We start from the raw sequence: 1,090 nt of genomic DNA, 5'->3' as shown, positions 1-1,090 counted from the left end.
GCCGCCTCCTGGGGCCCGTGGCGGCGGGTGCGGCCGGCCGGTGCCGGCTGGGCGGCGACGTCGGGGTCCCGGGGCAGCGGCACGTCCGCGCCGGGGACCTCGGCGGGCCCGACCGCCACGACGCAGCAGTGCACCGCCCCCCCGGAGCGGCGCGCGGACTCCAGCACCTGCTGCCCCACCAGCAGCAGCCCCCGGCGGTTGAGCAGGCCGGTGAGGTCGTCGCGCACGCTGGCGCCGCGGGCTGCGTCCAGCGCCTGCGCGAGGTCGGCGGCGACCTGCACCGCGGCCTCGCGGGAGCGGCGGGCGGCGTGCAGCGCGGTGGCCAGCGCGGTGGCCGCGACCCCGAGGACGACGAGCAGGGCGACCTGGACGGCGGGGGACGGCTCCCGGGTCGCGGCGACGGCCGCGAGGGCGGTGGTGAGCGCGACGGCGGCCACCACGAGCACCGGGGGACGCCGCGCGACGCGCCCCACCGCCCTCAGGGCGGCCTGCGCTCGCTGCTGGTGGTGCTCGCCCGGCGTGCTCACGAGCTGGGCATCGTCGCCGCGGGCGGTGTCCTTGATGCGGCGAGAGGGTGACGTGCCGGGTGGACGCCGGAACGTCGAAGGGCGGTCCACCCGCGTGGACCGCCCTTCGGTGGTGGAGCTGAGGGGATTCGAACCCCTGACCCCCTCCATGCCATGGAGGTGCGCTACCAGCTGCGCCACAGCCCCTTGCTCGTGCTCGCCCGCCGACCGCGTTCCCGTCCGGCGAACGAGCACGAGCATAGACCACCCGTGGTGGTGCGGGCGAACCGCCCACCGCCGCAGGCCGCGGGTTCAGTCCTCGGCGCCCTCGGGCGCGGCGGGTGGGCCGACGTTGTACTCCACGAGGGTCCAGCCGCTGCTGCGGCGCTCGAGCACGGCCCAGTGCGCGTTGGAGAACCCGGCGAACGCCGTCCACGCCGTCAGCGGCAGGCCGAGCAGCTGCAGCATCGCGCCCTTCAGCGCCGTGCCGTGCGAGGCCACCACGAGGGGCCCGCCGGCGGGCGCCGCGGCCGCGTGGCGCTCCACCGCGGCCGCGGCGCGGGCACCGGCCTCGCTGCGGCGCT

Annotated in this window: 1 protein-coding gene, 1 tRNA gene and 1 pseudogene; all 3 read right to left on the bottom strand. The window is 78.6% G+C overall.

What is annotated here, in order from left to right; translation table 11 throughout:
* A pseudogene (locus ABEB16_RS22080) lies at positions 1-527 on the bottom strand (hypothetical protein); the annotation flags it as partial.
* Between the two features lie 110 nt (positions 528-637).
* Positions 638-713 (bottom strand) — tRNA-Ala (locus ABEB16_RS22075).
* Between the two features lie 105 nt (positions 714-818).
* Positions 819-1,090, bottom strand: a 272-nt coding sequence (locus ABEB16_RS22070; protein ID WP_345714310.1) for a histidine phosphatase family protein, incomplete at its 5' end; no start/stop codon positions are given.

The sequence above is a fragment of the Kineococcus glutinatus genome (assembly GCF_039542765.1).
In the GTDB taxonomy this organism is placed as follows: Bacteria; Actinomycetota; Actinomycetes; order Actinomycetales; family Kineococcaceae; genus Kineococcus_A; species Kineococcus_A glutinatus.
Note: the sequence above shows the minus strand (reverse complement) of the source record. Positions and strands in the feature narration are given on the sequence as shown.